Origin of the sequence: Streptomyces milbemycinicus (genome assembly GCF_002154605.1) — a bacterium.
GTDB lineage: Bacteria > Actinomycetota > Actinomycetes > Streptomycetales > Streptomycetaceae > Streptomyces > Streptomyces milbemycinicus.
On sequence record NZ_MUNE01000706.1, the window covers coordinates 1 to 7,962 of the forward strand.

Below are 7,962 nucleotides of genomic sequence, written 5' to 3' on the forward strand. Positions count from 1 at the left end.
CGCCGCAAGCTGCGTGCGGCGGGCAGCGGCCTGACGATCGGTACGGCACGGGGAACCGGACACCGCCTGTCATGAGCCGTGCCGTCCGTGCCGTCCGTGCCTTCCGGGTCCGCCGTGCCTTCCGGGTCCGCCGTGCCTTCCGTGCCTTCCGGGTCTTCCGTCGCCTTGCCCCCCGTACCTTGCGCGGCCGGCTCTCTCTCGTGGCGCTCACCATCGCCACCCTGCTCATGACGATCCTGACCGTGGTGTTCAACGTCGCGATGGACCGGCACCTGCGGCACCAGGCGGACGACGAACTGCGCAACCGAGCGGCAGCCGTGGCCACGACCATCGACACCAGCGGCTCCCGGGTACGAGTACTGGAAACCGTCAACGACCGCCTCCTCGACGCGAACGTCTGGACCTACGCCGGAACCCGTCCGCTGGAGCAGCCGCCGTCCGTCACGGCCGACAGCCCGCTCACCCGGGCTGCCGACCGGCTGGCAGCGCAACGGAAGCATGCCTGCACGACCGTCCACGCCCACGGTGACCGGCCGGTCCGGCTGTGCTCCCACCCCATCGCCGGCCGCCATGCCACTGCCACCGTCGTCACCGCGCTGGACATGACTCCGTACCGCAGTTCGGCCGACACCCTGCTGCTGGGGTCGCTCATTCTGGACGCGGTGATGCTCGGCTGCACGTACGTCCTCACCCGCCTGACCGTCGGCCGGGCACTGCGCCCGGTGCGGACGATGACCGACCAGGCCACCCAGCGGAGCGCCGTGGGCTCCGACGAGCGCTTCGGCGCGGAGGACCAGCCGGCCGAACTCGCCCGCCTCGGAGCCTCACTGGACGAGCTCCTGGACCGCATACGCACCGTACTGCGCCACGAGCAGCAGCTGACGGGAGAGCTGTCGCACGAACTGCGCACACCGCTCACCCGGATCATCATGGAACTCGACTGGTGGCGGGCCCGCCCCCGCACGGACGCCGAGACCCGCGCTGCCCAAGAGGTGATCGCCGAGGCCGCCCAGTCCATGCGCACCATCTGCGACACTCTTCTGAACGACGCCCGCGAGAATGCCCTGAACCCGTCGACGGCCCCCGGAACGACCGACGTCGTGCCCATCTTGGACAGCCTGCTCCAGCAGGTCGACACACCGGACCACGTGAAGACCGCTGTGAATGCAGGAGCCCCGGTGCTGGAGGCGGGGGTCGCACCCGCTCTCCTCGAACGGATCCTCAGCCCCCTGCTCGCCAACGCCGTCCGCTACGCCGATTCTCGCGTGACCGTGTCCGCGCGGCGCATCCCCGGCGCCGTGCGGATCGACGTCGTCGACGACGGCCCCGGGGTACCGGAGGCGTTCGTGGGCGAGCTGTTCCAGCCCGGCCGCCGCGCCGACTCCGGCGACGGTCACGACGGCGCGGGCCTGGGGCTGCCACTCGCACGACGTCTGGCCCGCGCCGTCGGCGGCGAGGTGTCCTACGACCCCGGACACGCGCCCGGGGCCAGGTTCACGGTCAGCCTGCCTGCCGGGTGACCGGCTCCCGCTGCTCCTGCACCGGTGCGGCGGCGGTCCGGCGCTCCTGTGCGTGGGCGAAGGCCATCAGGCCGAACAGAATGGCGAGCAGGACGGCGGACGAGCCCGCGGTACCGAGATCCAGGCCGCCCTTGGCGACCGGCTTGGTGAGGAAGTCGCCCGCGGTGGCACCCAGTGGGCGGGTGAGGACGAAGGCGATCCAGAACAGCAGCACATTCGGCACCACGGGCACCTTCATGAGCGCCACGAGCACGGCGAGCACCCCGGTCACGAGCAGCGCACCACCGGCGTAGCCGAGGCCGGAGCTGTCGGACAGAAAGTCGCCCATGGAGGTGCCGAGGGTGTTTGACACGAGGATCGCCGACCAGAACAGCGCCTCGCCCTTGAAGGTGACGATGTCGCGAATCTGGAACGTCATCCCGCTCAGCTTCCAGGCGAGGAAGATCGCCAGAAGGATCGAGATCAGGATCGCCGCTCCGGCGGGGTAGCCGAGCCCGAGGCCCTGAGGGCCCCAGCCCAGCTTCGTCGCGCCGTTCGAGAGGTACTTCCCGCTGGCGTCGCGGTTCATGAAGTCGGACATCGTGGTGCCCGCCATGCTGGTCGACAGGATCACGGTCCAGTAGAAGAACGGGTTGTAGCGGCTGGATCGCAGCTGGACCACCAGTGTGACCACGAAGATCAGGAACAGGGCGATCGTGGTGAGGAAGTAGCCCAGCTTCAGGGTCTGCGCGAAGAGGTCGCCCGCCGTCTCGCCCAGAGTCGTCGCGGCGATCTTCATGATCCAGAAGATCAGCGTGACTTCGGGCAACTTCTTCATGACCGACTTGGTCGTACTCGACGTACTCGCCACGTCGAGTTCGGTGAGGATCTCCGATTTCGCCAACTCAACTTCTCCTGTCCGGTCGAACGACAGAGCGCTCGCCCCGGACCCGGGACGAGCGCCCTGTTGAGATGAGCCGGCCACCGGCGGCGGCCGAGATTTCCGACCATGGCACAGAGAGCCTGAACGCATCCTGAACGCCGACCGGCCGGCAGGTCAGGCCACGAGTCAGGCGGCCCGCTCCGGCTCGGTGACGTCCTTGCGCGTCACACCCAGGTACATGACCAGACCGAGGATGACCCCCAGGAACAGCGCGCTGGTGATCACGGTGCCCAGGCCCAGGCCGCCGTCTCCGGTCGGCTGGGAGAGGTAGTCGCCGATCGAGGCGCCGAGCGGCCGGGTGAGGATGTACGCGATCCAGAAGCTCCACACCGCGTCGAGACCGAGTGTGAAGTGGGCGACGGCAACCGCGGCGATGGCCAGGGCGAACAGGACGGCGGACAGCCAGTAGCCGAGATCCATGCGCTCGGAGACCAGGTCGCCGGCCGCGGTGCCCAGGGCGAAGGTGAACAGCACCGCGAGCCAGTAGAAGGACTCGCGGCCAGTGGTGTCGATGCTGTGGATGGACAGCGTCCGCTCACGCCGGTACCAGACGGCGAACACCACCGCGAGGACGATGGCGAACACCGTCGTACTGGTCTCCAGCGGCACGCCCATGTTGTCGGTGAGATTGTCGCTGATCAGAGTGCCGACGACGCTGATCAGGGCCACGGCGAGCCAGTACACGCCCGCCCGGTACGCACGCGTACGGAACTGCACCACCAGCACCACGGCCAGCAACGCGCTCATCAGCACCGACACACCGGTGAGTCCGAGCCCGGCCTTCTCGTTCAGCAGATCGGCCGCAGTCTCCCCGACCGTCGTGCACAGCACCTTGATGATCCAGAAGTAGACGGTGATCTCGGGCACCTTGTTCCAGCTCAGCCGATGCCGCACCGGGGCGGCGGGCCCGCCGGTCACGGGGACCGCGGATGTCTCAGACGTTTCGTAGGTCATGGGAGGCGACCGTGCCACCGGACACCTGAACGCATCCTGACTGCCGTGCGACACCACGCACACCTTCGGGTTCGATGGGGCGTCCACCCGGCTCGGGTCGGTACGCCTGCACCGCGGGGCGTGCGGTGGTTGAGCCGTTATGCGCCTGTCGTCGAGCCGGGGCGGACGATCATCAGGACCACCACGATCAGCCAGGCGAGGGCGAACAAGCCGGTGATCATCGACAGCCGGGGCAGCCGGGCGATCAGGGACTCCGCGGCGGTCGACGTCTGGTCGGGCTTGTCGAGCTGGGTGACCACGCTGTCCTGGGTACCGAGCACCGCGATGCCCAGCAGGACGGCGGCCACCGCTGTCAGAGCCATGGAGGCGATGAGCCAGGCGCTGTCCATCACGCCCATCACCTGGGCGGTGACAACACCGAAGACCGGGACGGAGATGCCGGCCACGGCGTAGACCCGGCAGATCCGGTGCAGCAGCCGGACCGATTCCTTGGCCGACTGCTGCTCGGGTCCGTCGGCCAGTGCCTGGCGCGCAAAACGCGGGAACATGCTCGCCGCAACGGTGACCGGTCCGATGAGCAGGATCGCCGCCAGCACGTGGATGCTGAGCAGGAATTTGGCCATGCCGGTGTCTCCCTTTCGCGCGCACGCTGACGCGGGGCATCAGGCGTATAGTTTCAGTCTAACTTAAAATGGCCCGATGGTTGATCACGTCGTCGCCCGGAGGTCCCGTCCTCCGTTTGACGGGTGCTCAGTTCGCGGGCGGCGGTGCCGGTGTTGATGGTTGTGCTCAGGGATCAACACCGGCTGTTCCGGGGACGTTGTTCGGCCAGAAGTCCTGTGGGCGCCTCGCACCGTCCCGTTGACGTACCGCTTACCCTTCGGCGGATGTCCGGGGACTGTGAACCTTGTGGCGGACGAACAGCGCCGCGGGCACGGCCATGGCGATCAGTACGACTCCGCCTATGACGTTGCCCAAGTGCACGGCGTCGGTGAACGCCCTCGGTACCGCCGTTCCCACCACACGAGCGAGGGATGCGGGGAGGTCTGTCGCGCCACCGCCGTGTGACGCTCCCTCCACGATCCTGTCCGCCTGCGGCGAGGGGATGCCTGTCTCGACGAGACGGTCATGCAGGTTCCCCGGGAAGCGACTGGTGACGACAGTTCCGAGCACACTGGGGCCGAGCACGGTTCCCAGCTGACGAGCCATGTTCACCGCTGCTGCCGCCATGCCCTCCTGCTCCGGCGAGACACTGTTGACTGCGGCAGCCGTCGAAGGCGCCGTCAGCAGGCCCGCTCCGATGCCCGCCACGAGCAGCCCGGGCCACATCGCCCCGTAGCCTCCCGAGGCATCGGTCGCGAGCAGCGCGAGAGACCCGGCTCCGATGAGGACCAGGCCCGCAGTGATCAAGAGTGTCAAGCCGACCCGGCGTACCAGCACCCGGGCGGCCACTACTGTGACCAGGAGGAACGTTCCGAACAGCGGCAGCAGGCGCACGCCGACGTCGAGGGGACTGGTCTGTCCCACGCGTTCCATGTAGAGCACGCTGAGCAGGGCGACACCGACCAGTCCGAAAACGCTGACAGCAGCCACGCCCATGACGGCCGAGAAGGAAGCGCTCCGAAAGAGCCTCAGGTCCAGCATGGGGTCGGGGTGACGGAGTTCTACGCGTACGAACATGAACAGAGATACGGCGAAGACCACATACATGGTGATGATCGGCGCCCTGGTGTATCCCGTGGCGCCACCCTGAATGATCGCGTAGGTAGCCGAGGCCGTCATCACTGTGCCCAGGACAAGGCCCGCAAGATCGGGCTTGCGCGTGGGGTGCTTGGACTCGGCCACGAAGACCGGGGCCAGGAGGAGGGCCGTACCGGCGATGACGATGTTGGCGATATAGACGGTGTGCCAGGAGAAATGTTCGAGCAGGGCTCCGGCGAGGATCGGACCGATGGCCAGACCCACTCCGGAGCACGCGGCCCAGATGCCGATCGCGGCGGTGCGCTCATGCGGGTCGGTGAAGGTGGCACTGACAATCGCCAGACTCGTCGGCAACACGGCTGAGCCGCCGAGGCCCGCGATCGCCTGTGCGGTGATGAGCATGCCGGCGCTGTCGGCGAAAACGGCGACTACGCTGCCGGCCAGGAAGACGGCGGCACCCAGGCTGAACACGCGTCGACGCCCCACGAGATCGCCGAAGGTTCCGGCGGACATCACGAAGCTCACGACAGCAAGGCTGTACGCGCTGGTGATCCATACCAGCGTGCTCGCAGAGACGTGCAGGTCACTTTGTATATCGCCCAGGGCCGAGATGGTGGAGGTGACGTCGACGAAGGCCATCATGACGCCGAGACAAACCACCAGAAGGCCAAGCCAGCGGGCCCGCCCGCCGCCGGGGGCCGCGGCGCGGGAAGCCTGAGCCGGTACGGACGCCGTCATCGGACCGCCACCACCTTTTTCTGCGATACGCCCAGCGACACCACAGCTGCGGCAGCCATGAGTCCCATCGCGACAAACCATGCGTGCTGGTAGGTCTCGAGAGAGGCTCCACCGGAGGCGGTGCCGAGCATGGCGACCAGGATGCTGATGCCGACGACCGAACCGATCTGAGTTGCCATGGTCACGATGGCGCTGCCGGTAGCCGCCTGCTCGGGGAGCAGGCCGACCGTCGCGGAGGAGACGACGGTCGGAAGCGCCAATCCGGCGCCGGCCCCGAAGATCAGCCAGCACGGGAGGATTCCGGAAGCGTAGTTCGGATCGTTGTGCAGCAGAACGGCGAAGAGAAGGACGCCGACAGAGGCGATGGCGCTGCCGACCGCGGCGATGATGCCGGCCGGGATCCGGAATCGGCGTTGGAGCGCATCACCGAGAGCGGCAGCCAGTGCGAAGGCCACGGGGCCGGGAAGGCTGGCGCATCCGGTTTTGATGGCGGAGTAGTGCCAGTGGCTCTGCAACCAGAGGATCGTCGACAGCAGGAGGCTGGCGAACGAGGCCAACTGCAGCGTGGCAGCGAGGTTCGCCGAGGCGAAGATCCGGTCGCGGAAGAGTGAGAGGTCCACCACGGGTGCCTGGTGACGTGACGAGCGGAGCAGGAACACCACCACCCCGACCACTGCCACGACCAGAGACGAAACGACGCGGGTGTCCGACCAGCCCCAGTCGGGCGCCTTCACCACGCCGAGAGACAGTCCGCCGACCACGATGATCAGCAGGACACCGCCGAGCAGGTCGGGGAGGCGGGCGTCCTGTTCGTGCTTGACGTTGGCCACGAGTCGGGCGGCCAGCGCGATCGCGAGCAGCCCGAGCGGAATGTTCACCAGGAACAGCCACCGCCAGGAGACCTGGACCAGCAGCCCGCCGAAAATCGGCCCGCATACCCCGGACAGCGAACCTGCGGTGAACCAGATCTTGACATACCGCTCCACCTTGTCCGCGGGAGCGCTCGTCAACACCAGGCCCAGACTGGCCGGGGTCAGCAGGGCGGCGCCCAGCGCCTGAATGGCACGGAAGACGACGAGCACCCATACGTCGCCGGACAGACCCGCCCCCAGGCTCGCCGCTACGAAGACAGCCATGCCAAGAAGGAAACCGGCCTTCCGTCCGAAGCGGTCGGCAAGCCGCCCCGCGGGGACGAGAAGGGCGGCATAGACGATCGCGTAGCCATTGAGCACCCAGCTCAGATCTGACAGAGACGTCGAGCCGACGCCCTGCCCGATGTCCGGCAGGCCGACGTTGGTGATCCACACGTCGAGTTGGCCAAGGAAACTCGCCATGGCCAGCACGGCGAGAATGAGAGCCGGACGGGTGTTCGAGGAGCCTCCACCTCCCCTCTGTGTTCGTGGAGGGGCCATCTGATCTTGCGAAGACATGCGTCTCATCCGTTCTGCGGGATTCGCGGGATGCTGTGAGTGACGGACACCAGAGTTCTGGACCGCTCTGTCAGGAACCGTAGGAACTTGTGGAACGGAATGTCAAGAATGCTCGTGCGGCCTGTAGGCTGGCCCTCATGGGGCGCCCACCAGGATTCGACAAGGACAAGGTCATACAGGCCGTCGAGCGACAGTTCCGCCGTTCCGGATACGCCGGCACCAGCGTTGACGACATCGCCAAGGCCGGCGGGCTGGGCCGCGGCAGCCTCTACGCCGCCTTCGGCGACAAGAGCAAGCTGTACCTGCGGACGCTGGGGGCGTACTGCGACCGCAATGAGGCGGCCTGGGCGGCCGTGCTCGAAGGCCCCGATGGCACCGCGCTGGAACGGCTGCATGCATATCTCGTGAAGTCAGCGCGAGTGGTGCATGATGACCCCGACCGGCTCGGCTGCATGGTGACCGGTTTCGTCGTCGAGGGAGTCGACCACGATCCGCAGGCCAGTGCACGCGTCAGGCAGGCCCTCATGAGAATTGAGGGTTCGCTGACCGGGTGCGTGCAGGCTGCGCAGCGGCATGGCGACCTCGATCCCGAGGCGGACGCCACCGGAATCAGCCAACTGCTCATGGCGATCAACCGGGGCATGGAAGTGCTGGCCAAGGGCGGGCTCGACGCGGTCGCGCTGCAGCGCGTTGCCGA

Annotated in this window: 7 protein-coding genes; 2 read left to right on the forward strand and 5 right to left on the reverse strand. The window is 67.5% G+C overall.

Translation table 11 applies throughout. From position 1 onward, the window contains the following. Positions 1-71: 71 nt before the first annotated feature. A complete protein-coding gene (locus CCN51_RS43575; RefSeq protein ID WP_086860833.1) occupies positions 72-1,520 on the forward strand; it encodes a sensor histidine kinase in 1,449 nt (482 codons plus the stop codon). Here CCN51_RS43575 and CCN51_RS43580 read toward each other — a convergent pair. The 5 genes from CCN51_RS43580 to CCN51_RS43600 all read right to left on the reverse strand — a co-directional run bounded on the left by CCN51_RS43580 (position 1,501) and on the right by CCN51_RS43600 (position 7,169). After that, positions 1,501-2,403, reverse strand: a complete 903-nt coding sequence (locus CCN51_RS43580) for a COG4705 family protein (RefSeq protein ID WP_014182145.1) — start codon at positions 2,401-2,403, stop codon at positions 1,501-1,503. The two genes, CCN51_RS43575 and CCN51_RS43580, sit on opposite strands and share 20 nt — an antisense overlap. Before the next feature lie 165 nt (positions 2,404-2,568). Then, positions 2,569-3,396, reverse strand: a complete 828-nt coding sequence (locus CCN51_RS43585) for a COG4705 family protein (RefSeq protein WP_014182144.1) — start codon at positions 3,394-3,396, stop codon at positions 2,569-2,571. A gap of 137 nt (positions 3,397-3,533) precedes the next feature. Beyond that, entirely contained in the window at positions 3,534-4,019 is a 486-nt protein-coding gene (locus CCN51_RS43590; protein WP_014182143.1) for a DUF2269 family protein, read from the reverse strand. 250 nt (positions 4,020-4,269) lie between these two features. Continuing rightward, entirely contained in the window at positions 4,270-5,916 is a 1,647-nt protein-coding gene (locus tag CCN51_RS43595) for an MFS transporter (RefSeq protein ID WP_425444794.1), read from the reverse strand. After that, on the reverse strand, positions 5,832-7,169 hold the full coding sequence (locus tag CCN51_RS43600; protein WP_086013787.1) for an MFS transporter: 1,338 nt from the start codon (positions 7,167-7,169) through the stop codon (positions 5,832-5,834). The genes CCN51_RS43595 and CCN51_RS43600 overlap by 85 nt, the downstream gene beginning before the upstream one ends. A 233-nt stretch (positions 7,170-7,402) precedes the next feature. Between CCN51_RS43600 and CCN51_RS43605 the strand changes: the two genes are divergently transcribed. Next, positions 7,403-7,962 (forward strand): TetR/AcrR family transcriptional regulator (locus tag CCN51_RS43605; RefSeq protein ID WP_086860835.1); only part of this gene is annotated, 560 nt, incomplete at its 3' end.

Excerpts from the sequence above, each read along its gene's own strand:
- CCN51_RS43590 (WP_014182143.1), bottom strand. The coding sequence starts at position 4,019 with ATGGCCAAATTCCTGCTCAGCATCCACGTGCTGGCGGCGATCCTGCTC.
- CCN51_RS43575 (WP_086860833.1), top strand. The coding sequence starts at position 72 with ATGAGCCGTGCCGTCCGTGCCGTCCGTGCCTTCCGGGTCCGCCGTGCC.
- CCN51_RS43600 (WP_086013787.1), bottom strand. The coding sequence starts at position 7,169 with ATGGCGAGTTTCCTTGGCCAACTCGACGTGTGGATCACCAACGTCGGC.
- CCN51_RS43595 (WP_425444794.1), bottom strand. The coding sequence starts at position 5,916 with ATGGTTTGTCGCGATGGGACTCATGGCTGCCGCAGCTGTGGTGTCGCT.
- CCN51_RS43585 (WP_014182144.1), bottom strand. The coding sequence starts at position 3,396 with ATGACCTACGAAACGTCTGAGACATCCGCGGTCCCCGTGACCGGCGGG.